Source organism: Clostridium sp. AM27-28, assembly GCF_003480955.1.
Taxonomy (GTDB): Bacteria; Bacillota; Clostridia; order Lachnospirales; family Lachnospiraceae; genus Otoolea; species Otoolea fessa.
In genome coordinates, this window is the sequence record NZ_QUJT01000012.1 from 77498 (window position 1) to 103196 (window position 25699).

Genomic DNA, 25699 nt, shown 5'->3' on the forward strand with positions numbered 1-25699 from the left:
CCATGTATACCTTGTACAAACAGTAACACCGTATCTTTTCATGAGTATACTGGATTTTTGTTATCTTGACAACACCTTTACTGGCAGACTATAATCATTTTACTGCGGTGGATTCCCGCCACAGCAGATTAAAACACATACCATTTTGAGGAGGTTTTACCATGACATACAAGACAAAGGGAGTCTGTTCCCGTGAGATTAATTTTGAAGTAGAAGATAATAAAGTAAAGAATGTGCAGTTCGTCGGCGGCTGCTCCGGCAACACACAGGGCGTTGCCCGCCTGATCGATGGCATGGATATTGACGAGGCAATCTCCCGCATCGAAGGCATCCAGTGCGGCTTCCGCCCAACTTCCTGCCCGGATCAGCTGGCACAGGCGTTGAAGGAGTATAAGGCGAACGTGAAATAGGAATCTTTGAGGAGATTCTTTCACGCCTGTTGGCATAATGAAAAACCGTTTAAGAACCCCCACCTGAAAACATCTGGAATTTTGAATCCAAAAATTCCTGGATGGTTGCAGGTGGGGGTATTTATGTGATCGCTTTTTTCATACTATTTAGTATTGTAAATATAGATTTAGTAACACGGTCCCCGTTTAGAATTAGTCGCCGTATTCGGTGATTTTGATTCCATCTGTTTTGGTCATGAAAGACTGCCCTTTTCCATTTGATTCAACGTAATGGACGCCAACCACTCTATAATAATAACCCGTCTTTTGATTTTTCACAGTAAATTCATTTGTCATTCCTGATAAATCTTCTGTTGGAAAATCTTCTTTTTTGGCATCATATATATATCTTGAAACCTCCACCCATTTACCGTCCTCTTGTCTTTGCAGTATTGCAATATTTTTGATTTTATCACACTCTACATGCGCTAATGTTTCGATAATAATTCCAATATCTCCCTTTCCCAAATTACTTATCTGAACCGTTGCTGTATCAATGATACTTCCTCTCTGTTCTATACCTTTTGCAATTCCTTCTGCGGATCCATCTTCCAAAAAATATGAATCACTATAATCAGCTGTTTCGATCGAAACCCCATTAACATTCGTCAATTCCGCTGCATTAGCCTGCATTGGTATTGCTGCCATCATAACTGCCGCACAAATAAATGAAACTAATTTTTTTCTCATAAACCCTCCGTACTACTTCTCTAAATACATATTTTCTACTATTTTCTTAAACTCTTTTTGAGGCATAATTCCTGAAATTTGATAGTATGTAGCCCCCTTTATCACTATGGAGCTATATTCCATTTCTCCACTATCTATTTTAGCCTGTTGAATATTAATATCTTCATTCAAAAGGTCATTATGCACTTTCATTGCTTTTTTTCGATCAGAAATAATATTGGTTGAATTTCCGCCATCCCGAAACTGTTGAATTATCTTTACCCTATATTTATCATATTCAAAATACATTACAACTCGGGTACTTGCTATATCTGTTTTAATATAATGCATTTTTTCAGGTATATATGCAAATCTAATCGCTTGGATTTTGGTCTTTTTCGCTATTTCTGTGTATGCTTTTTCTAATGCATCTTCTGTTTGAATCATATCCACATTATTCAATACAATATCACTCCGCACACTCCCCTCTTCTCTAACCACATACCGATACTCCCTCTTCGCCCCAGCCGAAATCCCCATCGCCACAACCATCACTGCGATAGCGGCGGCTGCTACAGAGACTTTCACAATCGTTTTCAGCCGGCGTGGTTTGCGAGCTTCTTCGTGCAGTTTGACAATGTTCTCGCTGGATGATTCTTTTTCACTTTCCGGGCTTGTTCCCACCTCCGCTTCTAACTTTGCCATCAACCTCTCAAAGCCGTCTTCTGGTTCTGGAGGTATGTCGCTGTCTTTTACTTCCGTCTGTGCAAGGATAAAATCCTTCAACAGCTGATCTTCGCTGACTCCAAACGCTTCCTGCAGCAGGCGCTCTGCATCTTCTCCAGCTTTTTTTCCGCGCCGGCTTCTGCTCACTTTTTATCCCTCCTCTCTGTCCTCGTCCTAACTTTTAGGTTGACTTTTCTTTTTTTCCGTTTACTATACTAAATGTAACCCTTTGCGGGTATGATAAAGCATAAAAACAGTTGTTTTCAGGTTATGGTTGTCCCCTCACACCGTAACCAGCGGCTGATGTGTGGAGGAAACTACTATGAAAAAAATCATTCTGACCGGCGGTGGTACTGCAGGTCATGTTACACCGAATCTCGCCCTGCTTCCGGCACTGCGCGAGGAAGACTTTGAGATTCACTATATTGGTTCTTATAACGGCATTGAGCGCCGCCTGATCGAGGCAGCCAGCATCCCTTACGATGGAATCTCATCGGGAAAACTGCGCCGTTATTTTGACCTTAAGAATTTTTCAGATCCGCTTCGCGTTCTGAAAGGATACTTTGAGGCTCGCAAGCTTATGAAAAAATACAAACCGGATATCGTCTTTTCCAAAGGCGGTTTTGTCGCTGTTCCGGTCGTTCTGGCTGCCAAGCATTATAAAGTGCCTGTCATCATCCATGAATCCGATATGACCCCAGGACTGGCAAATAAAATCTGTATTCCAGCCGCTTCTAAGGTATGCTGCAACTTTCCGGAAACACTTAAATATCTTCCGGAAGATAAGGCGGTTCTGACCGGTTCCCCGATCCGTGAAGAGCTTCTGCACGGGGATCGTCTGGCGGGACTCCAGTACGCCCATCTTTCTGCCGATCTCCCAGTAATTCTGATCATCGGCGGAAGTCTCGGCTCCGTCACGGTCAATCAGGCTGTCCGCGGCATTCTTCCGCAGCTTCTGAAAACCTATCAGGTAATACATATCTGCGGAAAAGGCAATCTCGATGAGTCTCTCATCGGCACCGAAGGATATGTTCAGTATGAGTATGTGGATAAACCACTCCGCCATCTCTTTGCAGCGGCAGATCTGATCATCTCCCGCGCGGGTGCAAATTCCATCTGCGAAATTCTGGCACTCCGCAAACCGAACATTTTGATCCCTCTGTCGGCTGCTGCCAGCCGCGGCGACCAGATCTTAAATGCCAACTCCTTTGCAAAACAGGGATTCAGCACCGTTCTGGAAGAAGAAGTTTTAACCGCAGATACTCTCAGCCAGGCAATCGAAGAGACCTATAAAAATCGCCAGCAGTTCATTGATAAAATGTCTGAAAGCCACTTAAACAATGCTGTCAAAACCATCATGGGGCTGATTCATGATTGCACACGCAGTTAGTAGCATTGCTACGTTTGTATAGTACAAGACTAAAACACTGAATATGTAAGCTTATCATCACATCGGACAGATTCGAAACGGCTCTGCTTCGATGTGATTTTTAAATATCAAACAGCTTTGCCCTCAACACGCGCTTCTGCAATTCTGCTTTTGCCCTGTAAAGACGTGTACAGCATACCGTTGATTTGATTTTCAAAACCGCACAGGCTTCTTCCGCCGTCAAGCCCTCCAGAACACGGAGAATCAAAACATCCCGCCAGTCCTTCTTCATAGATTTGACAATCTTCCATACGTTCCAATAGATATCCCTATCGATAACCTCCTGATCCAGAAGCTGAATTCCTATCTCCCCTTCCAAAAGAAGGTTCATAATCTCTTCTTCCGCATCCGGATCTTCCAGATGCAGCATCTCGCGGCGCCGCATCTGCCTCCGGTTATCGATCCACTTGCTCCGTAAAATGCGGATCAGTAAAACCAACTTTACTTTATGATCCAGATCTAACGAATAGCGCTTGTAATATTCAATGAAAGCTTCATGCACCATATCCTCAATGTCATCGTACCCTACTCCAATTCTATACGCATATTTCTTCAGCGGTACCAGGTACTCTCTGTAAAGCGCTTCAAAAAGCGCCATTTTTTCATTCTCATGGTGCATATCCAAACTCCTATCGCGTCAGTTCTTCGCGGATGGAGCTGCTAATTTCTGCCAGCTCTTCCGGCGTTGCTTTTCCTGGCGCCCATGTCACCATATCCGGTCCATTTTCATATCTCGGAATAATGTGTACATGGAAATGAAAAACAGTCTGTCCTGCGGATATGCCATTGTTCTGAACCACATTGAAACCCGTGCAGCCCAGTGCTTTCTTCATCGCCGCACCAATCTTTCCAGCTAATGGAAGAGCTTTGGCCGCAATCGCCGGATCCAGCTCACATAAATCTTTGAAATGCTGCTTCGGCAGAATCAGCGCATGTCCCTTCGATGCCGGTCCTAAATCCAGAATCACACGAAAATCGTCATCTTCATAAACCGTTGAGGATGGAATCTCTCCGCCAGCGATCTTACAAAAAATACATTCTTTGTCTGTCATGTCGGTCTCTCCTTCTCTCTATGCTTCTCCATTCCCTGGAAAAGCGGTATTTTCTTTTGTCACTTGGCTTGAAACTTCCATGTCAAGTGCCTTTATTATAGCATATCCCCATGGCTTGTTCTATGTAAATTTGCAGAAACGCGAAATTGATGTACTTGCAAAATAATTCACATCAATTTCGTGTTTTTGGTTATTATTTCATATTTTCAGACAATTTATCGGTGTTCCCAAAATTTATATCCGACATCCGCCAAATAAATGGAATCCCCATTCCCCAAACTGACTGTTTCATTTGCCTGAAGCGGATAGCCATTGACCGATGTTCCATTGGTTGAATTGAGATCTGTCAGAATGTATACGCCCTCCTTCTGATCGATCCGCGCATGAAGACGGCTGACGGTCGGACGGTCAATACATGCGTCCGACAGCCCCGGATGTTTTCCAAGTGTAAATGGAATATAGGAAATCTGAATCACTGTTCCTCCGGCTTCCACCGGCTCTAAGCGCACCGTTCCTTCCCCATTCTTTGAGGCAGACAGAAGCGTAGTCCCCGCTTCTCTCGCCCGCTCTATCTGTGCTTCTTCTTCTCTTCGAAGTTCCTGCCGATAAGCTTCTTCACTCTCCGGATAGACCTGCCAGCGGTTTTCAGGCGTTGTCTGATGCCAGTCTTGATATGATAGATCCACCTCCGTGCTTTCCTCTCTATCCTCTCCCTGACCTCGATTTTTCTTCCTGCCACCATATACCTGCCATTTTCTACGGGCTGCCAACGTCTCCCTCAAAAACACGATTCCCCCGATGCCGCCGCTGATTGCATACAGCCATACATCCATTTCTCCTGTCACGTACCAATACACAATGCCAGCTGCCACCACGCTTCCAAGTACCTTTATCCACCTGTTCTGCCATTGTCCCTTTTGTTTTCCACCTGCCCTTTCAGACTTTTCCCCCACTTCATCTGAATTCTCTACCGACTCCAGGTTCTTTTTCGTCGTTTTCTCCTGATACAACGCTTCCTGCCTATATTTCCAATCCTTCCTGGCTGGCGTTTGAGTGTCAAAAGCCATTTTCCCAGATCCAGATTCCAACGTATCCCTCCGATTTTGCTCCGCTTCAAGCCACTCCTGCCGATCCGCCCACACTCCCGCCGTCTCAGGATCCCCCTCATCCTCGTTTCGTTTTTCTGCCGAAAAGATCCGATCTTCCCCCGAAAGCTGGCGCAGCAGATCTGCCGTTCCGTAATTCTCCCGCAGACTAATCTGGTACAGATTATAAGCTAATACAACAGCCTCCCGATCCTGATGATCCGCACGTTCCAGAAGATACCCCAGCAGTTTTGAGAGCGCCTGCGGCGCCTCTTCCCGATGCCCCGGAACCAGACATAATTCCACAGTAAAATGATCGGGTTCCAGATACAGATATTCCGGATCCAGCAAAAGCTGTTCCTCTTTTAACAGGTACTCTTCCACCCGCTTCAGAACCGCCAACACACCAAGCAGAATCGACCGGAGTTCTTGTCCCGACAAGGTCCGCTTTTCCAACACCCGTCTAAGTGGCTGTCTCGACGTTATCTCATAATAATATTCTCTCGCCTCCTCCGTCTGGCGGACCCGGAACTTCAAAAGCCCTTCGATGGCATTCGCCGACAGCATCTGTACCGCATAGCCCGTTTCTTCCTCCGGCGCTTCGATTATCATATAATTATGATTCATTTCCCGGCTGTACCGAATCTCCATCCCGTATCCTCCATCACTCTGCATTTTCCAACACTGTCAGCAAACGGATCGCCCGCTCCGGCTCCTGTCCGCGCAGGGATATCTCCGTCTCTGTACTGCTCTTTACCCTTCCGTCCAAGTCTCCCCCATCTTCCCGGATCGTCAAAACTGCATCTCCGCACCGGAAGAATCCATGCAGGCGCTGTCCAGCTCTGCTGCTTATCTCCCCCACAGTCATTCCATCTCCCCGCAACGTTTTTTCCTCCCGATACAGGCACCATTCCATCGCCTCCTGCAGGACAAAACGCCCCGTAATCCTGCCATGCACCTCAAACACTCCATTTAACAGTGCCGCGATAAAAAAGAATGCAACCGCCATCACAAACGAGGCTTCCACCGTATAACTGGCAGAAACCTCCCGCTTCATCCAAGAGATGCTATCAGCATCCAAATCCACACCGGAAGCACACACGGCAGAAATGGCAACTTCTTTTTCCGCATTTTCTCCCATAGACCATTCCCCTTTCCGCCAAGCAGTGCCGTAAGCATCCAGACACCTCCTGCCAGACTGCTCACAAATACAGCTCCCATCAAAAGTTCAAGCGTCCGCCATCCCCCCAGATAGCACCCAGTGATCAGAAAAAAGCAGCCATCTCCCAGTCCGACCGCACCTTTCGTCTGCCGCTCCATCCAGAACAAAAAAATCCCCGGCAGCATTCCCAAAAGCCATACCGTTATCTGCAACACACTTTTTTTCCAATCCCATCCATCTTTTATAACCGACAGCACACACCGTATCATCGTAAGCGCCATTCCTGCCGTTCCAAATCCATATAGCCAGCTTACGCGTATCCGTTTTCTATGAAAATCCTGCCAGGAAAAGACCATCAGAAAAAGTGAAAAAACAACCGCACAGAGGAAACATACTGCACTTTCCAAATCCATCCGCGTAAATCCCATGAAACTTATCTCTGCACTGTTTTCCATCACTCCGCCCTCTCACCCCTCCTTGATTCTTTCCGCCATCCGCACCTATCCACTTCCACAGTATGAACACACCCCCATATATTCCACCTCTGATCGCCGCACCTTCTGCACATAATATGCCAATGACGAACAGTCCTGCTTTCCATGGTAAACCTCGCCGGACGGAAGAATATACACCAGACCTCCCGCCGACACCGTCTTTCCACAGTATCTGCAAGCCTTATAACGGCATCCCCCGCTGTTTCTAAGCACCCCCGAAATTACATCTGCATACGCAGCCGCGGTGATCTGATTCGATATATAATGGCACGAAGGTGAGAGATGGTAGCGCGTACTGTCCCGCCCCACATAGACCCATTTTTCCTCCGGTTCTGAAGCGTTTTTCTCTGAGAAATACCCGCCTTCCGCCCCAATCCATCCCCGCTTCCGGCTCCGGGAAGTAAGCGTCACATGGTCAAGCGCAAATACCGAGAACGGCAGCCGCACCTGATAGGAGGCGCGCAGGTCAATCCATTCTCCATCTTCCGATACGCGGCTGGCACCACACTGGATATTGGACACTTTGTTCCCGCCCGCTGTCTGAATCTTCTCCTTTAAATATCCCTGCAGGATAAGCCCGGACGGAAGTTCTGACCAGCCCCCCGTTCCCTTTTCTTCTGCCTCTGCCGCTTTTCCCGCCTCCATTTCTGCCGGATGCACCGTATGGGATGTCCGATACACCTGCCATCCCAGTTCCCGCCCCGTCACTTCCAGCACCGTCTGCACCTTTCTCTGAGTATCCAGTATTTCCATCGGAACTGACAGGAGAATCACCGTAAACATAAACAATGTCAGACTAAGCGCCGCCTCAATCGTCAGGCTCGCACACAGGGAAGCAGAGGACAATGCCCTTTTCCAGGGTCGTTTTGTTACTTGGGCTCTATGCCGCCGAAGGACAGGTATCCAGACCGCACAGATACTTTCATTTATTCGTTTTGTTAGGTTAGTTGTCATCATCTTTTTTACTGGCTTTCTTTATGTACTTGGAGAGGCACATTCACTTGCATCATCTCCTGAAAAAGGACACTGTCCTCCACTCCCCTGTAATTGTGTTTAATATTCCTTCTGGGACGTTCTACGAAGCGGTATCAACGTTCCCTGTGCCGCATAGGACACACTTACCCCATACTGGCACTGATCCATCCGAAATCCCGGCTCTTTTTCTGAAATGCGGTTCTGAATCATATCCATCATCCGGTAACAGAAACGGCTCTTTCCCTGTATCAGAAAAAAGAGTTTCAGCCAGTCCTGGTAGTCCAGCCCTCTGTCGTCTGTCCCGTTTTTCAATGAAGGATCCGTCCCCGTTTCCAGAAAGATGGACGCGCCCTTTTCCGTCAGAGCAGAAAGCGAAATCTGCCACTCCCCCGGCTGTTTGAAAAAAGGAATTTTTCCGCCAGCCAGCAGAACCTTCACATCTGCCACCGACTCTGCAAACGCCCAGACTGTCATGATAAAGAAGGATGCCGCCGCCGTGATCGGTGTGATTCCCGCCAGCCCCGTGATTGCCAGCGCCAATGCTTCCGCCTCCGACCGTTTTTCAGAATCCGCATATAAAGCTGCCAGATTCACCGCCTCGCGCACAGCCAGAAGTTCATTGACGGTGCGTTTTAAATTTTCCCGCTCCGACGCATTTCCCTGTAAGAGATATTCCTGCTCATAATGGATACTTCCCGTCTTTTCCTGCCCGAACCGGGTAAAAAAATGCGCCGCATACGCATCTAAAAGAGCCCGTTCAAGCCCCGCTGTCCAGACATCCCCAGTCGTCCCCCGCTTTCCGCTCTCTCCGCCTGCATACAACGCCGACGGAAATGCCGCGGTCGAAATCCAGTTTTCTGAAATCACAGTTCCCGCCGGCACACAAAGACTCAGCAGATCCGTCCCCGACAGGCGGCTGACTGCTTCCAGCACATTCATTTTTTTCTTGTCTCGGACTGCCGGAGCCCGGAAACGTCCATCCTTCTGAAAACCCGCTGTGATCGTCAGAACCGGCGCCCACAGCGCTTCCTCGTCCAGCTCATCGTCCTCATCGTCAGGCTCCCAATCATCGATATAATCCTGTATCTCCTTCCCTTTCCGGACTGCTTCTGCAACCACCTCTTCATTTCCTTGAGCCGTCTCTTCTGTCTTTTTTACCTCCTGGCGGCGCGCTCCATCCGCATCCAAATACGAACGATACCCCCGCATCTCCTCCTGTACCATGCCCCAGGAGCCTTCTTCCAGATCCGGCTGGGCTTCCTGCGCCCCCTGCTCCGATCCCTGCAATTCTTTCGCAAGCCGGTCCGCCTGTTTTTCATACGCCGCAACCAGCCCCGGAATCTGCTTTAATTCTTTCTCTAAGCTTTCCGCCGATTGAAAGAACGAGCTTCCATCCGCCTGGCTGACCGCTGCCTCCATCTCCTCCAGATGTTTCTCCTGTTTTTGCAGGCAGGCTCCGATCGCCTCGATCGACTCTTCCAGACGCAGCACTTTTCTGCCATTTTCCTGATATCCTTCCGCAATTCCATGAACCGCCCTTGCTTCCGTCATCCGTTTTTCCATCTCAGGCAGTTCAGACTCCTCACTTTCCAGCGTCCAGACACCCACTTTCATATAATCGGTAACTTCCTTCGCAAAGAAATCCCCATTATGGCCGGTGATCGCATCCATCGCTTCGATCTGTGCCTTGCCGCCGCTGACCGGATAAAAGGGCGCTGCCGCCAGATATGTTTCCATCTGCGGCTCCATCTCCGCCGCCAGGCGCTCTTTATCCGCACATTCCAGCACAAAAATCCGGTATTTATCCCAAATCTCCCGGTGATAACAGCTCATCAGCGAATCCAGGGAGGAATTGAGCGCCATCTGCATATACCAGCCGCTTCCGGCTGCCCGGGCGGACTCAAACAGCCCGCCCATCAGCGCACAGATACAGGTCAGAATCAAACTCAGGAAAACTGTGATCCCCCCGCAAACGTCCATTTCTGCTTCAACGTGCCGTTCTGCCCGGATCAATATACCTCCTTCGACTTGCTGTTGATCTGTTTAAAGATATTTGTAAGAAGCGTATTAATCTGCTTTTTAAAGACAATGACCAGACCTATCAGCACCACCAGAATCAGCACTAATTCAATGACCCCCACGCCATCCTCGTCCATCAGAAACGATTTTACTTCTCTTACCAGATACGCTTTATCCATATACTTTTTCTCCTTTCTCCCCATTTTTCAGATCCCAAACGCCAGAAACGCCGGGACTGAAACCATCACCATAATAATCATCAACATCAGAAACAATGGAAGCATCAGCTTTGTGGACGCCTCTTCCCCCCGGCGTCTTGCCAGTGCTTTCTCTTCTTCAAACGCCGACTCCATCTCTGTCTCCAGCGCCTTTCGAAGTCCTTCTGCCCCATTTCTGACATTCTGCTCCAAAAGCCCGGAAAGCTTCCGGTACGGTCTCAGACGGCAGCCCGCACCAAATTCCGCATATGCCTGCAGTTCCGGGACACCGCGCTGCATCCGGTGATATGCCGCTGCCATTTCCCGGTATGCCGCCCGCTCCGTCTGTGTTCCCGCCCGGCATGCCGCCTCGTATTCCAGCACAATCCGTTCCCATGCCCGGCGGACCGGAAGCCCCGCCCCGGAAAATACGGTCAGCTTTGACACAATCTCCGGGTAGTCTTCCATCAGTTCCCGCTTTTTCTTCTTTTTCTCCTCACTCTCCTTCTGTTTTTCATAAAGAGGAAGCAGAATTGCCGCCGCAATCCCCAGCACCGGAAACAGCAGATATTCCCTGTCTCCGCGCACCCGGTAAGATAAATTCTTCCCCTCATACATCTTTGGCAAAACCAGCTGACCTTCCGTTCTCTGCGCCTCATCCATCTGCTTTAACAGCTGCTTAAAACCTGCCTCTTTTTCCTGCTGCTTCGTCCGAAGCGGCGGATATAGCATGACCGGAAACCGGTACTCCCGGCTGAATGCCCCCGCCTGCAGGGATGCGGTCAGTTCTGTCTGAATCCCCTTCTCCGGGCATTCTTCATTTAAAACTGTCCCATCTGTCTGAATCCATTCCGCATCCTCCGGTGTCCAGCGGACCCGGATGCCCTCTTCTTCCAGCCAGCCAACGAGATGTAGATCTTCCCTTACCTCCTGCAGGGACGGATTGTTTCCCCGAATTAAATCCGCCAGTTTACCTCCCGCCTCCAGCAATGCTTTTTTTGCATCCTCTTCCGCATATTCCCGCTCTCCGAGCGCAATCTCCACCGGAATCTCCTTCTCCCACAGTCCGCGCACCCACACTTCCTGCTGCCGTTCCCCTTCTCCGTATGCATAGCGGTTCAGCCGGTTCCCCTCTTCCAGCGCCCCATCCCTTTTTTCCACCAGATATCCCACAACTGCCAGAATTATCCCCAAAAGAATGCATAAAACCTGCTTTTTCCCCATTTTCCCCATTATGTTTCACACCTCAATCTGAAGAATTTTCCCCGATACCCTCCATGCCAGCAGATAGACCACCAGACACCCGGTCATCACCACCCGCCCCACCGCTGTCTCATACATCTGTGAGAAAAACCCCGGCGATGACAAATCCACGTAGAGCACAATCAGGTACGGCATCAGGTTCATAATTCTCTGTTCAAACTGCTTTTCTGCCGTCATCGTGAGAATTTCCTCCCGCACCTGTATGCGATCCGAAATCACGTGAACGACATGGTGAACCACGCTTGCCAGCTCACCCCGGCTCCGTTTGGATACAGTAAAAATAACAGAGAAATTTTCCACCTCATCCAGACCACTCCTCTTTGCAAAGGAAGAAAGCAGCACCTCCACGGTCCGGTTCATTTTAAGCTGACTTGCCAGGTATGAAAACTCACGGGTAATCATCCCCTCTTTTCCGTATTGTTCTTCCAGATCGCGCACGCTCGCGATAAACGCATTTTCCACCGAATAGCCTGCAGCCAGCGCCGAAGCCACAATCTGAATCGCTTCCTTAAACTGGAGCCGCAGTTCCTCTTTTCTCCGGCGGCAGAGCTCCCGCCTCTTAAAAAACGGCCGCAGCATCCCCGCCGGAAGCATCAGAACGAACGCCAGAAATGAACGGTAGAATACATACGCCGTCACGGCGCACACCGCTGTTCCCTCCAGAAGGTAACGTATCCACTCCTGCCCCGTCAGGTGGTAAACCCGGTAATCAGAAAGCACTTCCTCCCGCGAATCTGCGCCGCCCTTCAAATCTGCCAACCTGGATAAGTGCTCCTTCCACCTGTCCGGAATCAGCCTCCCCGCTTTCCTGAAACTGATAGATGGGAGAAAGGCGGATTTCCCCATTTTCATAGCCTATCACCTCCGTGATCTCCAGTACCTTCCGGCTCCGGTCCCGCATCCGCCCGACATGGACCATCAGATCGAGCGCTGAACCGATCTGGCTCCGGACCGCCGCAAGCGGCAACTCTGCCGCCATCAGAACCATTGTCTCCAGTCTTGAGAGCATGTCTTTTGCGCTGTTTGCATGTCCGGTTGAGAGCGAGCCATCGTGCCCCGTATTCATCGCCTGCAGCATTTCCAGCGCCTCGCCGCCCCGGACCTCCCCAACGATGATGCGGTCCGGACGCATTCGGAGACTCGCCCGGATCAGATCGCGCATGGAAATCTCCTGCGAACCATCCCGGTTATCCACCCTTGTTTCCAGGCTGACAAGATTCTTTACATGGCGGATTTGAAGCTCTGCCGAATCCTCGATCGTGATGATGCGTTCCTCCTGTGGAATATAGCCGGACATGGCGTTTAAGATCGTCGTTTTTCCCGATCCGGTTCCGCCGCTGATGAAGATATTGAGCCCCTGCTCGACCGCTTTCTGCAAAAATGCCGCTGCCTCCCGGCTGATACTTTTTAACTCAATCAGACGTTCCATCGTGATCGGTTCCGGGAACTTCCGGATCGTTAAAATCGGACCATTTAACGCCACCGGTGCCAGCACCACGTGAACACGCGAACCATCTTCCAGTCTCGCATCCGCAATCGGAGACGCCAGATTGACCGTCCGGTTGACACGGCTTACAATCTGCTGAATCAGATCCTCTAGCTGCCCTACCGAATCAAAGTGCTTTTCTAATTCTTCCACACGCCCCTGCCGCTCGACAAAAATGTGCTCCGCGCCATTTACCATGATCTCCGTGATCGTCGGATCATCGACCAGCTCCTGCAAAATATCCAGCCGTCTGAATGAATCAAACAGCTCTTTTCTCAAACAAAGCCGCTCTTTTAACGGCAGATACGCCCCTTCTGCCGCTTCCAGAATCGCCATGTCGATCAGGTCGCGCAGCTCCTCATCCTCCACCTGCATACGGCTCTCCATCTGCTCCATCAGACGCTGCCTCAAAACCATTTTCTGCTCCTGCATACTTCCCCCTGCCAGTTGTTTCTCTCACAACCGTTTACTCTTTAGAATGACTGGCAAAATCCCGCTCCATTTATCCCTGTCAAAAGACTTTGCCCCTTCTAATTTAACCCACAATGAACATTATCCGCCCACACTGCTTCCCCGCAGCAGCTGCCGTACATAATCACCCAGTTCTCCCCATAAAAGCTGGTCAATATAATCGCCCCGTCCAAAACTGCCGTGATACGGAAGCTTCAGGCGTTTAATACGTTCCCTTAGCATGCCATTTCCTGTCTGTGAAAAATACTGCTCCAGCTCCTTAAGCTTTGCCAAAGACACCAGATCTTCCCGGATCGGCATATAGATTACCCGGCACAGCTTCATTACCGAAAGCGCCGTCCTGCGCCCGCTTCCTATATCCACTACCAGCGTATCATACGCACTCTCCCCGGCAATTGCCCGTATAAGCCCCGCGATTGCCTCCTCTCCCGCCTGATCCAGATCCTCCGGATAGCGCACCGGCGGAATATAGTCCAGCTCCCCCATCGTGTGGACAACGCTGCTCAAACGAAGCGAATTATAGCTTCCACCGTTGTAAAAATACAGCAGATCCGACAAATCACTCTTATATTCTTCTTTCATCAAAACCGACAGACCGGAAAATTCCTCCAGGTTCAGATACAGCACCCGCTCCTCCTGTGCCAAAAGTTTTCCCATTGTCAGGGCAAACGAGGTCTTTAAACACCGTCCAACCGGCGAATACACCCCCAAGACCTTCGCCAGCCCCCGCCCGGACACCTCCGGCAGCTCCCCCGGGCTTTCCCCATACCAGGTCAGCACGTCGCGCACAATCGCATCGCTGGACTGGTATTTGTAAACACAGGGAACTGACGGACTGACCGTTTTTCCCCCATTATCCGATAAAAGAATAACCTTTTCCGCCCGGATGGACTCCTTTTCTTCCGCCGGAACATGCTCGCCCAACAACAGAAGCTTTACCGGGTGTTCCGCCGCAAATGCCCGCAGCCGCTCGATCGAGCTGAACGCCACCACCTCAAACGGTATTTTTTCCTTCTGGTTAACTACCTCTGCAAACCGCGCCGCATAGACCGGATCCACATCATACACCGCCAGAATATGCTTCATCGCACCGCCACCTCCCTAATCACAAGCCATTTTCCTTACAGATACCGAATCAGCTCCGCCCCAATCACTCCCAAAAACAGGCACGGTGCCAGACAAAAAGATGCCTCTTTTCCATCCCGCGCTTCCAGATAGTACGGCTCGACGCTTCCCCCAAGCGCGGACCGGTACAAATAAAACACAAGATATGTAAGCCGCTGCCTGGCAATCCCACGCCGGATAAGTAATACAAGTGACCATATTCCGGCAGCTGCCAGCCCGCACAGGAAAATCCGCCCGCCCTGCCGCAGCCCGGCGGCACCAAACAGGACGGCTGCCATTTTGATGTCCCCCGCACCTATCATGCGAAACAGATACAGAGGGAACAGGACAATCAGTAAACTCCCGCTACGAATCAAATATCCACAAGTCTCGCCAATCCCCATCATAAGCGCCGCCCCATATCCCGGCAGCCGCCCGTCCCATCCGGCCGTATATCCCATCTTCATCCCCAGACCAAACCGAATCAAAAGAAACAACAGGCCGCCAAGCAGAAGCATCCCATTGGGAATACGGCGTTTTTTCAAATCCCAAAACGCACAGCCGCCAGTAAACAACAGCAGCAAAAAGGTCAATCCATCCCCTCCTTCTCTTTCGCATACATGAAACGAACAATTTCTGCACAGTATGTCCTCTTTTCAAAACTCCTGCCGCAAACGATAGCTGCCAGTCCTGCGCCAGCTTTTACCGCCACCTTTTTCCATTCATTTCCTGTATGCACTTCAAACATTCCTGAAAAATTATCGAACATTTCTCTGAACTTAACTTTTAGAATCTTAATAATAGATCAACGGGAAATCCGGATTCCCGTGACAGATGGAAGAACCCATCCATGAATGTTCCTCCATTATGAACAGTTTTTGATCAAAAGTCAATCCCAAAACACCCGAAATATGCGCCAAAAACATCTCAAAAACTTTGTGCATCTGAACCCATTATTTTAGCTAGACAATTTCGTTATTTGAAAATAATTGCCAAAATATCTCTTTATTTTTTATCTATAAATACCCATTCCAGCATTTTCCTTTCCATTGACTGACGAAACAAAAAATGGTAAAATACTATTAGTTTAAATTTTTAAACCATTATAGAAGGAGGAGCCGCGATGAAAAAAGGAATAGAACTCAAACAGCATTTTCATACCTGTATGCCTCTTTTTATCGCGCTGGGCGATGAAATACGGCTGACGATCATCGAAGCGCTGACGGACGAAGCCCTCACGGGGCGCAAAAAAAACAACGATGTGAACAAAAATCAGCCTGATAAGAACAATGACCGTCCAATCAGCCTGCCCGCCCAGTCCCGTCCGCATGGCTTAAACGTCCGGGAGATCACCGAACAGACCAGCCTGTCGCGCCCGGCAGTTTCCCACCATTTGAAGATCTTAAAGACAGCCGGGCTGATCGATGTCCACCGGGAGGGAACCTGTAATTATTATTATCTCTCAATCGAAGACAGCACCCGGAAACTGATGCAGCTCGGACATCTGCTGGAATCCGTGCTTTCCATGGACGCCTGAACCAGGATGCATATCTTTCCATTTTCTGAATATACTGATCGTTGTACCAATTTATAGGATTCAGAAAGAGAGCATCAAACCATGAAGCACAACCGCACCCACTGCTCCGGTATCACCAGCACGGACATTTTTTCCGCCCACCCTGACCCAGAGCTGCTGACAGAACTGCGACAGACCATGAGCACGATCAACACCGTTTTCAACCATTTTGAAGAGGTCGTCGATCCGACTCTGATTGACTGCTATATCTACGAACTGAAAGCCGCACATCTCCGGTATCAGTTCCTTTTACGACATATTAAACAACAGGAAAATACCATTTAACCGACACAAGGAGGGCCTTTCTCATGACAGCCTGGTACGACAAAGCTATCTTTTACCATATGTATCCTCTGGGAATGACCGGAGCACCGTTTGCCAATCCCTACCCCGTCTCCGATGGGGCAGCGGATGGCACAAACAGGGACGTTTCCGCCGATTCCCGCATGGACGAACTGATGCAGTGGATTCCCTATTTAGAGAGCCTGCATATTTCCGCGCTTTACATCGGACCGCTGTTTGAATCATCCACGCACGGCTATGATACCCGCGATTTCCGGCTCATCGACCGGCGGCTGGGGACCAACGTCTCGTTCCGATCTTTCGTGGACTGCTGCCATGAGCATGGCATCCGCGTCGTCGTGGACGGCGTGTTCAACCACACCGGTCGCGAATTTTTCGCCTTCCGCGACCTGCAGGCGCACCGTGACCAGTCTCCTTACGCCGGATGGTACAGGAACGTCAATTTCGGCTGGGGCAGCCCGCTCGGCGATTCCTTCGGCTACGAATCCTGGCACGGCATCTGGGAGCTTCCCTGCTTAAACCATGGAAACCCGGAAGTGCGGAACTATCTGCTTGACACTGTCCGTTTCTGGGTGCAGGAATTTGACATCGACGGTATCCGCCTCGACTGCGCGGGCGATCTTTCCTTTGAATTTATGCAGGAACTGCGCCGGCTGGCAAATGAAATCAAGCCGGAATTCTGGCTGATGGGCGAAGTCATCCACGGCGAATACGCCCGCTGGGTCAATCCGCAGATGCTTCATTCCGTCACCAACTACGAGATGCACAAAAGTATCTATTCCGCGCACAACGACCACAATTATTTCGAACTGGCACACAATGTCCGCCGCCTCGAAGCGGTGGGGCGGGATCTCTACACCTTTGTGGACAACCACGACGAAGACCGGATCGCAAGCAAACTGTTAAATCCGGCACATCTTGCGCCGCTTTACACGCTGCTGTTCACTCTTCCGGGAATTCCATCCATCTATTATGGAAGTGAATGGGGCATTCAGGGACGCCGCGGACACAACTCTGATACGGAACTCCGTCCGAAAATCCTGCCGCCGAGACCGCTTGCAGAAGAAATGCAGACCAGCGACGGACAAAACACAGGCATCCGCACAGATGGCAACTGCCAGAGCTTTTCGAGCGCCACAGGCGCAAACACCTGCTGCCAAACCACTTCAAGCACCACAGACTCAAACACAGATACCAGCGCAGGCACCGTGACACCGCTTACACTTCTGATCCAGAAACTCGCCGCCATCCACGCCGCCGAACCGGCGCTTCACGGTGGGCGTTATCAGGAACTTCTGCTGACAAACCGGCAGTACGCATTTGCCAGACACGGTGACCACCAGGCGATCCTTACCGCTGCCAACAACGATGACAACGCCGCTTATTTACAAGTTCCGCTTCCATTCCACACGACAGCGGAACAAGCTACGGATCTGATTACCGGAAAATCGTTTTTGATCGATAAGAATACAAACAAAATTCAGATAGAATTAGAGGGTAACAGCGCTGTTATTCTCGGAATCACGGAGGGGTAACCTTATGAAAAAAGCAGCTTCCACTACTAAACGAACCACATCGAAAAAACAAAAGACAGAGGGACTCGGCGTGATCGGCGAGCTTGACCGGTATCTCTTCGGAGAAGGCCGCCACTACCAGCTCTACCACAAGCTGGGCGCACACCCTTATACATATCGCGGACAGGACGGCTACTATTTCGCGGTCTGGGCGCCGCACGCAGCCGCCGTCAGCCTGGTCGGCGACTTCAACGCCTGGAATCCGGATGCAACCCCGATGAAGCCGGTCGCAGACAGCGGCATTTACGAGCTCTTCGTACCGGGACTTGGCGTGGGACAGCTCTACAAATTCGCCATCACCACGCACACAGGAACGATTTTATTTAAGGCAGATCCATATGCATTTTCGGCAGAATACCGTCCTGGAACCGCTTCCGTGACCGCCGATATCCGCGGCTTCAAATGGAACGATTCCAAATGGATGGAATCGCGCGCGGGCACCGATCCGGTCAAGGCGCCAATCTCTATCTACGAGGTTCACTTAGGATCCTGGAAAAAGAAAAACCGCCCGGAAAAGGACGGTTATTACACTTACATGGAAGCCGCGCATGAGCTGGCTGACTATGTCCTGGAAATGGGCTACACCCATGTAGAGCTCATGGGAATCGCCGAACATCCGTATGACGGCTCCTGGGGATATCAGGTAACCGGCTATTTTGCCCCGACCTCCCGCTACGGAACCCCGACGGAATTTATGTATTTCGTCAATTACTTACATAAAAAAGGCATCGGTGTCATCCTAGACTGGGTTCCGGCGCATTTTCCGAAGGATGCACATGGACTTGCCGATTTCGACGGACAGGCGCTCTATGAGTATGCCGACCCGCGCAAAGGCGAGCACCCGGACTGGGGTACCAAGGTCTTCGATTATGCCAAAAACGAGGTATCCAATTTTCTGATCGCCAACGCGCTCTACTGGCTCGATGAATACCACATCGATGGTCTGCGCGTGGACGCCGTCGCTTCCATGCTTTACTTAGACTATGGGCGCCAGGACGGACAGTGGGTACCAAATAAATATGGCGACAACAAAAACCTCGAAGCCATCGAGTTTTTCAAACATTTAAACAGCGTGATCCGCGGCCGGAAGGACGGCGCCATCATCATTGCCGAGGAATCCACCGCCTGGCCGAACGTTACCAAGAGCCCGGAGGAGGACGGTCTTGGATTTACCTTCAAATGGAATATGGGCTGGATGCATGACTTCCTCGAATACATGAAGCTCGACCCGTATTTCCGTAAATTTAACCACAACAAAATGACCTTCGGCATCACCTACTGCACCAGCGAAAACTTCATTCTGGTGCTCTCGCACGACGAGGTCGTCCACCTCAAATGCTCGATGATCAACAAAATGCCGGGCGAATACGAGGATAAATTTGCCAACCTGAAAGTCGGCTACACTTTCATGCTCGGACATCCGGGCAAGAAACTTCTCTTCATGGGACAGGATTTCGGTCAGTTCCATGAATGGGATGAAAAAGTCTCCCTCGACTGGTACCTTACGAAAGAGCCGTTCCATGCCGACCTCCAGAATTATGTGAAAGGGCTTTTGACGCTCTACCACAAATATCCGGCGCTCTACCGCCTGGACGAGGAGTATGACGGCTTCCAGTGGATCAACGCCAACGACGGAGACCGCAGTATTTTCAGCTTTATCCGCCGCGATGAAACACAGAAAAAGAATCTTCTCTTCATCTGCAACTTCACCCCGGTAGACCGCGACGATTACCGCGTCGGTGTTCCGAAACGCGGCACCTACACGCTGCTGCTTGACCAGGAACACGGCTACTACAAGCGCGGCGATAAGATCAGCCATTACCGCTCCATCAAGAGCGAATGTGACGGACAGCCATACTCCTTCGCGTACCCGCTTCCGGCGTATGGAACTGCGGTGTTCCGGTTCTCATAAAATAATGTTCCTATGAAGTCAAAAAACCTGCCGCAGACAGACTGTTTATATGGGGGATACAGTCTGCCTGCGGCAGGTTTTATTTATACGGGTTCTGATTCGTGACCCAATCAATTTTATCCGCGGATCGCCGCTTCCAGCTGCTTCAGCGCTTTCTCCACCGTCACCCGCGGGCATGCGATATTGATCCGCTCGAAGCCCTCGCCGTCCGGTCCGAACATCGCGCCGCTGTCCAGCCACAGATGTGCCTTGTCCACGATCAGATGTTCCAGCTCTTTTTCATTCAAATGAAGCGCCTTAAAATCCAGCCACAGAAGGTAGGTTCCCTCCGGCTCGATCAGACGGATTTCCGGCAGATGCTCTTCCAGATACGCCTTCACAAACTTCCGGTTCTCCTCCAGATACGCTTTTAGCTGTGCAAGCCACTCCGCTCCCTCTTCATACGCCGCCTGGCATGCTACCAGTCCCATCAGACCGACCTGGCTGTAGCCTGCCGCCGCGATCTCCTTTAAGAGTTTCTTCCGAAGCTCTGGGTTTAGCACAAAGATATTGGAAATATGCAGTCCCGCCAGATTGAACGTCTTGGATGGTGCCGTGCAGATCAGGCAGTTCTGCTCAAACTCTGCACCCAGCTTCGCAAATACTGTGTGCGGATGTCCCTCGCGGGTAAAATCACTATGGATCTCATCGCTGACCACGAGCACACCGTGACGCAGGCAAATCTCGCCAACCCGGCGCAGTTCTTCCTCGCTCCAGACACGTCCGACCGGGTTGTGCGGACTGCAAAGCAGGAACAATTTTACCTTATTTTCGACGATCTTCGTTTCCAGGTCGTCAAAATCCATCGTGTAATAGCCATCCGTGATTTTCAGCGGGCTGTTGACAATCTTACGCCCATTGTCCGTAATTACTTCCGAAAACGGATAGTACACCGGCTGCTGAAGCAGTACGCCGTCACCTTCCTTTGTATACGCCCGGACAGCCGCCGCCAGCGCGAATACAACGCCCGGTGTCTTCACCAGCCACTCCGGTTTCGTCTCCCAGCCAAAGCGCTCCCGGTACCAGTTCTGGACTGCCGCAAAATAGCCCTCTTTTCCATCACTGTAGCCGAAAATACCATGTTTTACTGTCTCTTCCAGCCGCTCTAAAATCGCCGGAGCCGTCTGAAAATCCATATCAGCCACCCAAAGCGGTAAAATATCCGCTGGTTTTCCTCGCTCGATGGCAAAATCATATTTTAAACAGTTGGTACCATGCCGGTCCACCACTTTGTCAAAATCGTATTTCATGCATTTTCCTCCCAATCCATCGTTCCTGTCAATGAACGGTTTTCACTCTGGCATCCTGTCATCCATGCCCATATCCCACTGCCCATGCAAAACCGATACCAGACATATCTATCCTCTTTTGTAACTGTTCAGTCCCTTCACAGTCACGCGCAAAAATCCATTAAAAATTGCCTACGGCAATGGGATTTTTGCCTGCTGGCCCATGTTTTCGTACGGTCAGCGCAGTAAATGCGCAGACCTACTGAACAGTTACCCTCTTTTTACGCTAACGCCTGCTCCAGATCCGCAATCAGATCATCCACATTTTCAATACCGACAGACAGACGTAAAAATGTCTCCGTAATTCCAAGGCGCTCCCGGATCTCAACCGGCACATCGCCGTGTGTCTGCAGCATCGGATAGGTAATCAGAGACTCCACGCCGCCCAGACTCTCCGCATAAGAGATGAGCTTCACACGCTCCAGCACCTTTCTCGCCGTCTCCTCCGTATCTGTACGGAACGAAATCATGCTGCCAGCGCCACGGCTCTGTTTTTGGTTGATCTCATAACCCGGATGTTCCGGAAGTCCTACATAGTAGACATCCGTTACCTTTTTCTGCTCTTTCAGCCAGTCTGCGATCTTCATCGCATTCTCCTGCTGCCGTTCCACACGCACTGACAGAGTCTTGATGCCGCGCAGGACTAAGAAAGAATCAAACGGAGAAAGTCCGCTTCCGATCGTCTTGAACAGATACCGGATCTGCTCTGCCAGCGCCTTGATCGGCGTACATAAAAATCCAGCCAGCGTATCATTGTGACCGCCTAAAAACTTCGTGCCGCTGTGGACAACCAGATCCGCGCCCTGCGCGATCGGATTCTGCAGATACGGGGACAGGAAGGTATTGTCCACGATCAGAAGCAGTCCGTGCTTCGTCGCCAGACGGCTCATTTCCGCCAGATCGGTCACCTGCATCGTCGGGTTGCTCGGTGTCTCGATGTAGAGTGCCTTCGTCTGATCCGTGATCGCCTTCTCAACCGCCTCCACATCGGCTGTATTTATATAGGAAAATGAAAAACCGCGCTTCTTTTCCAGTGCCTCAAAAATACGGACGGAACCGCCATACAGATCCTCGGTACATACAAAATGGCTGCCACTGTCAAACAGCTCCATCATCAGCGAGATCGCCGCCATACCGGATGTGCAGGCAACGGTATCAACCGCTCCTTCCAGCGCCGAAACAGTCTTTTCCAGCTCGTCTCTGGTCGGGTTGCTCTCACGCGTATAATTATGACCGGTTGATTCCCCAATACCCGGGTGGGCAAAAGTCGCCGTCTGGTAAATCGGCACTGAAACAGCGCCAAAAGAATGGTTTTTAGAAGTTTCCGGATCTCCGCAAATACAAGTTGTCTCTATCTGATAAGCCACGATGTCATCCTCCTGTGTCTATTTGCTATATCAGCAAATTCGTTTTTTATATAATTTTCTTATTTCATATTGTTTTAATTGGTTTATCAGTGATTGTAATGCGGAATTCCTACTTTGTCAATAGGAATTCCATGCAGTCCGCCATTTTACCGGGCGTTTTCCTTTCTCAGCGCAAAAACCTATCAAGGTACATTTTTTGTTTTTTCACAGACCGTACCTTCCAAACAAATAAAAAAACGGTCAGAATCAATGACATCTTCCCACATTTCAGAAATATATCATCCATTCTGACCGCTTTAAATGGCTGCAGTTCTCGCTCCCCTTACCAGTAGGTTTCACTTTTCATCAACCACACACTAATTTCTACCAATTACCCTCTTAATTTTCCTTTACAGACTTCCTCTAGAAAATACCGGTGCACCGTCACATCCTCATTCAATTCCGGATGAAATGCCGTCGCAAACTGGTTTCCCTGTCTGGCTGCGACTATCTTTCCGTCCACTGTCGCCAGCACCTTAACATTTTCCTGAACCGAAGCGATGTACGGCGCGCGGATAAAAGTCATCGGAATCGTCCCCAGACCGGCAAATTCAGCCTCCGTGTAAAAACTTCCGAGCTGACGCCCGTAGGCATTCCGCACCGCCGACACATCCATCGTCGCAAAGCACGGCGTTCCGCCCTCGATCTCCTTGGCCAGAAGCAGAAGCCCCGCGCACGTTCCATACACCGGAAGCCCTGCCGCAATCTTTGCCCGAAGCGGCTCATAAAGCCCCAGCTCATCCAGGAGCTTACGCATCGCGGTACTCTCGCCGCCCGGCAGAATCAGTCCGTCCATCGGCCGCTCCAGATCCGGAAGCTGCCGGATCTCAAACGCCTCTGCGCCCAGTCTCCGTACCATGGCAATGTGTTCGGCAAACGCGCCCTGCACCGCCAGCACGCCTATCTGTTTTTTCTCCATCTTACTGTCCCCGCTCTGCCATCAAAATCGCAATCTCATTCTCATTGATACCAACCATCGCCTCGCCCAGATCCTCAGAAATCGCAGCAAGTAATTTTGCATCTTTGTAATTCGTTACTGCCTGCACGATCGCCGACGCACGTTTCTCCGGATTGCCTGACTTGAAGATACCAGATCCAACAAAGACTCCCTCTGCGCCCAGCTGCATCATCAGAGCCGCATCCGCCGGGGTAGCCACACCGCCTGCCGCGAAATTGACAACCGGGAGACGTCCATTGTCATGTACATAGCGGAGCAGATGAACCGGAACTTTTAACTGTTTTGCTGCCTCGTAAAGCTCATCCTCACGCAGGTTCTGAACCCGGCGGATCTCCGAATTCATCGCACGCATATGGCGGACTGCCTGTACGACATCGCCCGTTCCCGGCTCGCCCTTGGTACGGATCATCGAAGCACCTTCCTCGATCCGGCGCAGCGCCTCTCCCAGGTCTCTCGCACCGCAGACAAACGGAACCTTGAACTGTGTCTTGTCAATATGGTACACATCATCCGCCGGAGATAATACCTCGCTCTCATCGATATAATCAATCTCGATCGCTTCCAGAATCTGCGCCTCCACAAAATGACCGATCCGGCACTTCGCCATAACCGGAATCGAAACTGCCTCCTGAATGCCGCGAATCATCTTCGGGTCACTCATACGGGACACACCGCCCGCTGCCCGGATATCCGCCGGAATCCGCTCCAGCGCCATAACCGCACACGCGCCTGCCGCCTCCGCGATCTTCGCCTGCTCCGGGGTTGTGACATCCATGATAACGCCGCCCTTTAACATCTGTGCCAGCTGTTTATTCAGTTCATAACGATTCTCTGCCATTTTTATTCCTCCCGTGGTTGAATATGATTTTTCTTTGTAAGCCAAGCGTCCTTACGATCCTTGCAATCAATACCCGAATCCACTGAATCATTCACAGGCAAGCGCCTCTTCTGCCTTTCTATTCTGCCTTGCGAAAAACAATTCACTGACATTCTGTATTTTTACATTCATTTCCGCATCAACTTAGTAGGAATTATAGCAAAAACTGTACTGATTAAAATATACACTTTTAAATATTTTAATCAGTACAGTTTGTTCTTTTCTCAAATCTTATTCTATTTTTCTTTTATCTGCACAAACCGGAGCGCCCCGGCATTCCACCAACGCCACTCCACTTACCCATTTTTCAGCTTTCCGTTTGTGTCTACGCCTCTTCCGCCTCCAGCAACGCCTGGTACACATCCCGCTTCGAAACCCCGCGGTCCTTCGCCACCAGCTTCATCGCTTCCTTGCGGCTGTTTCCCTGTGATTCATAATGTTCCATATGCTCTTCCAGGGACATCTGCTGCCAGCGCGCCTGATCCTCCGCCTTGATCTCCTGGACGGATTTGCCCTCGATGACGATCACGCACTCGCCCTTCGGCTCATTTTCCGTATAATACGCCACCGCCTGCGAAAGCGTCGTCCGGAATGCCGTCTCGTATTTCTTCGTCAGCTCCCGGCAGATAGACGCCTTTCTATCCCCCAGCGCCTCGTAAAGTTCCGTGAGCGTCCGCAGAAGGTGGTGCGGCGCCTCGTAAAGCACAATCGTGCGCGTCTCATTCTGAAGCTCTGCAAGCACCCGCTGGTGCTCCTTCTTGTCCGTCGGAAGAAATGCCTCAAAACAGAACCGTCTCGTCGGAAGTCCCGAAATAATCAGCGCCGTAACACACGCCACCGCTCCCGGAAGCGCGGTTACTTTAATTCCCGCCTCGCAGCACTGGCGCACCAGCTCCTCGCCCGGATCCGAAATCCCCGGCGTCCCGGCGTCCGTGATGCAGGCAATATTCATGCCCGATTTCAGCTTCTCCACCAGCACACGCGCCTTCTCGACCTTATTGTACTCATGGTAGCTCGTCATCGGTGTATGAATATCAAAATGATTCAGAAGCTTAATACTGTGCCGCGTGTCCTCCGCCGCAATCAGATCCACCTGCTTTAACGTCTCCAGCACCCGGAATGTGATGTCATCCAGGTTGCCGATCGGCGTGGCACACAAATATAATGTTCCTTCCATCGTTCTC

General features: G+C 50.5%; 27 protein-coding genes. 6 read left to right on the plus strand and 21 right to left on the minus strand.

Annotated elements, in window-relative coordinates; genetic code table 11:
- Nucleotides 1-161: 161 nt before the first annotated feature.
- Nucleotides 162-410, plus strand: a complete 249-nt coding sequence (locus DW720_RS12990) for a TIGR03905 family TSCPD domain-containing protein (RefSeq protein WP_022360027.1) — start codon at nucleotides 162-164, stop codon at nucleotides 408-410.
- Nucleotides 411-602: 192 nt separating this feature from the next.
- Here DW720_RS12990 and DW720_RS12995 read toward each other — a convergent pair whose 3' ends face one another.
- Together DW720_RS12995 and DW720_RS13000 are read right to left on the minus strand one after the other, a co-directional pair.
- Nucleotides 603-1139 carry a hypothetical protein gene (locus tag DW720_RS12995; protein WP_107001754.1) on the minus strand — a complete coding sequence of 179 codons (537 nt, stop codon included), beginning with the start codon at nucleotides 1137-1139 and terminating at the stop codon, nucleotides 603-605.
- 12 nt (nucleotides 1140-1151) lie between these two features.
- Entirely contained in the window at nucleotides 1152-1991 is an 840-nt protein-coding gene (locus DW720_RS13000; RefSeq protein WP_107001755.1) for a DUF4367 domain-containing protein, read from the minus strand.
- Nucleotides 1992-2166: 175 nt separating this feature from the next.
- Between DW720_RS13000 and DW720_RS13005 the strand changes: the two genes are divergently transcribed.
- Nucleotides 2167-3234: an undecaprenyldiphospho-muramoylpentapeptide beta-N-acetylglucosaminyltransferase gene (locus tag DW720_RS13005; protein ID WP_107001756.1), complete on the plus strand. Its 1068-nt coding sequence runs from the start codon at nucleotides 2167-2169 to the stop codon at nucleotides 3232-3234.
- A gap of 100 nt (nucleotides 3235-3334) precedes the next feature.
- On the opposite strand, the gene DW720_RS13010 is transcribed toward DW720_RS13005, so the two are convergent.
- The 14 genes from DW720_RS13010 to DW720_RS15765 form a co-directional block, all read right to left on the minus strand.
- Entirely contained in the window at nucleotides 3335-3892 is a 558-nt protein-coding gene (locus tag DW720_RS13010) for an RNA polymerase sigma factor (protein ID WP_227589698.1), read from the minus strand.
- Nucleotides 3893-3902: 10 nt separating this feature from the next.
- Nucleotides 3903-4325, minus strand: a complete 423-nt coding sequence (locus DW720_RS13015; protein ID WP_107001757.1) for an HIT family protein — start codon at nucleotides 4323-4325, stop codon at nucleotides 3903-3905.
- Nucleotides 4326-4540: 215 nt separating this feature from the next.
- Nucleotides 4541-6061 (minus strand): DUF6382 domain-containing protein, encoded by a 1521-nt coding sequence (locus DW720_RS13020; RefSeq protein ID WP_118743100.1) that lies wholly within the window; start codon nucleotides 6059-6061, stop codon nucleotides 4541-4543.
- Between the two features lie 13 nt (nucleotides 6062-6074).
- Nucleotides 6075-6467, minus strand: coding sequence for a hypothetical protein (locus DW720_RS13025; RefSeq protein WP_117796600.1), 393 nt, complete (start codon nucleotides 6465-6467; stop codon nucleotides 6075-6077).
- Nucleotides 6464-7027 carry a prepilin peptidase gene (locus tag DW720_RS13030; protein WP_117796599.1) on the minus strand — a complete coding sequence of 188 codons (564 nt, stop codon included), beginning with the start codon at nucleotides 7025-7027 and terminating at the stop codon, nucleotides 6464-6466. Before DW720_RS13030 ends, DW720_RS13025 begins: the two co-directional genes overlap by 4 nt.
- 45 nt (nucleotides 7028-7072) lie before the next feature.
- The gene (locus DW720_RS13035; RefSeq protein ID WP_118472975.1) at nucleotides 7073-7912 is read right to left on the minus strand and encodes a hypothetical protein; all 840 of its coding nucleotides are present in this window, start codon (nucleotides 7910-7912) and stop codon (nucleotides 7073-7075) included.
- Between the two features lie 207 nt (nucleotides 7913-8119).
- Nucleotides 8120-10054, minus strand: a complete 1935-nt coding sequence (locus DW720_RS13040; protein ID WP_243015275.1) for a DUF5702 domain-containing protein — start codon at nucleotides 10052-10054, stop codon at nucleotides 8120-8122.
- The gene (locus DW720_RS13045) at nucleotides 10051-10239 is read right to left on the minus strand and encodes a Flp1 family type IVb pilin (protein WP_022360416.1); all 189 of its coding nucleotides are present in this window, start codon (nucleotides 10237-10239) and stop codon (nucleotides 10051-10053) included. Before DW720_RS13045 ends, DW720_RS13040 begins: the two co-directional genes overlap by 4 nt.
- Before the next feature lie 27 nt (nucleotides 10240-10266).
- Complete coding sequence (locus DW720_RS13050; protein ID WP_118482083.1) at nucleotides 10267-11490, minus strand: hypothetical protein; 1224 nt, start codon at nucleotides 11488-11490, stop codon at nucleotides 10267-10269.
- 6 nt (nucleotides 11491-11496) lie between these two features.
- Nucleotides 11497-12279, minus strand: coding sequence for a type II secretion system F family protein (locus DW720_RS13055; RefSeq protein ID WP_243015269.1), 783 nt, complete (start codon nucleotides 12277-12279; stop codon nucleotides 11497-11499).
- Nucleotides 12230-13438, minus strand: a complete 1209-nt coding sequence (locus DW720_RS13060; protein ID WP_347559450.1) for a CpaF family protein — start codon at nucleotides 13436-13438, stop codon at nucleotides 12230-12232. The genes DW720_RS13055 and DW720_RS13060 overlap by 50 nt, the downstream gene beginning before the upstream one ends.
- 120 nt (nucleotides 13439-13558) lie before the next feature.
- Entirely contained in the window at nucleotides 13559-14563 is a 1005-nt protein-coding gene (locus DW720_RS13065; RefSeq protein ID WP_118626992.1) for a hypothetical protein, read from the minus strand.
- A 35-nt stretch (nucleotides 14564-14598) separates the two neighbouring features.
- On the minus strand, nucleotides 14599-15174 hold the full coding sequence (locus DW720_RS13070) for a prepilin peptidase (protein WP_182427989.1): 576 nt from the start codon (nucleotides 15172-15174) through the stop codon (nucleotides 14599-14601).
- The gene (locus DW720_RS15765) at nucleotides 15171-15320 is read right to left on the minus strand and encodes a hypothetical protein (RefSeq protein ID WP_182427988.1); all 150 of its coding nucleotides are present in this window, start codon (nucleotides 15318-15320) and stop codon (nucleotides 15171-15173) included. The genes DW720_RS13070 and DW720_RS15765 overlap by 4 nt, the downstream gene beginning before the upstream one ends.
- A 384-nt stretch (nucleotides 15321-15704) precedes the next feature.
- Between DW720_RS15765 and DW720_RS13080 the strand changes: the two genes are divergently transcribed.
- From DW720_RS13080 to glgB, 4 genes are all read left to right on the plus strand, one after another.
- Complete coding sequence (locus DW720_RS13080; RefSeq protein WP_243015268.1) at nucleotides 15705-16118, plus strand: metalloregulator ArsR/SmtB family transcription factor; 414 nt, start codon at nucleotides 15705-15707, stop codon at nucleotides 16116-16118.
- An 81-nt stretch (nucleotides 16119-16199) separates the two neighbouring features.
- Nucleotides 16200-16442 carry a YaaL family protein gene (locus DW720_RS13085; protein WP_118482082.1) on the plus strand — a complete coding sequence of 81 codons (243 nt, stop codon included), beginning with the start codon at nucleotides 16200-16202 and terminating at the stop codon, nucleotides 16440-16442.
- A 23-nt stretch (nucleotides 16443-16465) separates the two neighbouring features.
- Entirely contained in the window at nucleotides 16466-17995 is a 1530-nt protein-coding gene (locus DW720_RS13090; RefSeq protein ID WP_243023773.1) for an alpha-amylase family glycosyl hydrolase, read from the plus strand.
- A 4-nt stretch (nucleotides 17996-17999) separates the two neighbouring features.
- Nucleotides 18000-19946, plus strand: a complete 1947-nt coding sequence (glgB, locus tag DW720_RS13095; protein WP_118482081.1) for a 1,4-alpha-glucan branching protein GlgB — start codon at nucleotides 18000-18002, stop codon at nucleotides 19944-19946.
- A 116-nt stretch (nucleotides 19947-20062) separates the two neighbouring features.
- Here glgB and DW720_RS13100 read toward each other — a convergent pair whose 3' ends face one another.
- The 5 genes from DW720_RS13100 to rsmI all read right to left on the minus strand — a co-directional run bounded on the left by DW720_RS13100 (nucleotide 20063) and on the right by rsmI (nucleotide 25692).
- The gene (locus DW720_RS13100) at nucleotides 20063-21235 is read right to left on the minus strand and encodes a MalY/PatB family protein (RefSeq protein WP_118743099.1); all 1173 of its coding nucleotides are present in this window, start codon (nucleotides 21233-21235) and stop codon (nucleotides 20063-20065) included.
- A 260-nt stretch (nucleotides 21236-21495) separates the two neighbouring features.
- Nucleotides 21496-22641, minus strand: coding sequence for a PLP-dependent aspartate aminotransferase family protein (locus DW720_RS13105; protein WP_207663864.1), 1146 nt, complete (start codon nucleotides 22639-22641; stop codon nucleotides 21496-21498).
- A gap of 370 nt (nucleotides 22642-23011) precedes the next feature.
- The gene (gene pdxT, locus DW720_RS13110; protein WP_118684527.1) at nucleotides 23012-23599 is read right to left on the minus strand and encodes a pyridoxal 5'-phosphate synthase glutaminase subunit PdxT; all 588 of its coding nucleotides are present in this window, start codon (nucleotides 23597-23599) and stop codon (nucleotides 23012-23014) included.
- Between the two features lies 1 nt (nucleotide 23600).
- The gene (gene pdxS / locus DW720_RS13115; protein ID WP_107001769.1) at nucleotides 23601-24476 is read right to left on the minus strand and encodes a pyridoxal 5'-phosphate synthase lyase subunit PdxS; all 876 of its coding nucleotides are present in this window, start codon (nucleotides 24474-24476) and stop codon (nucleotides 23601-23603) included.
- A gap of 364 nt (nucleotides 24477-24840) precedes the next feature.
- On the minus strand, nucleotides 24841-25692 hold the full coding sequence (gene rsmI / locus DW720_RS13120; RefSeq protein WP_118743098.1) for a 16S rRNA (cytidine(1402)-2'-O)-methyltransferase: 852 nt from the start codon (nucleotides 25690-25692) through the stop codon (nucleotides 24841-24843).
- Nucleotides 25693-25699: the final 7 nt, after the last annotated feature.